1 protein-coding gene is annotated in these 296 nt (G+C 64.2%); it reads left to right on the top strand.

The window, feature by feature from the left end; genetic code table 11:
* Positions 1-296, top strand: a 296-nt coding sequence (locus EN852_RS39190) for a 5'-methylthioadenosine/S-adenosylhomocysteine nucleosidase (protein ID WP_135879933.1), incomplete at both ends; no start/stop codon positions are given.

Below are 296 nucleotides of genomic sequence, written 5' to 3' on the forward strand. Positions count from 1 at the left end.
CGAATCTGATCGTTTCGCTGGGCTCGGCCGGCAGCCGCAAGCTGGAGCAGGCTGAGATCTACCAGGCCGTGTCGGTGAGCTATCGCGACATGGACGCTTCACCGCTCGGCTTCGAAAAAGGCGCCACGCCTTTTCTCGACCTGCCGGTGACGGTGCCGCTGCCCTTCGTCATTCCTGGCATCAAGACCGCCACGCTCTCGACCGGCGGCGCGATCATCACCGGCGCTGCCTATGACGCCATGGATACCGACATGGTCGACATGGAGACTTTCGCCTGCCTGCGCGGCTGGCAGCTC

Source organism: Mesorhizobium sp. M2E.F.Ca.ET.209.01.1.1, from assembly GCF_004010375.2.
Classification (GTDB): domain Bacteria; phylum Pseudomonadota; class Alphaproteobacteria; order Rhizobiales; family Rhizobiaceae; genus Mesorhizobium.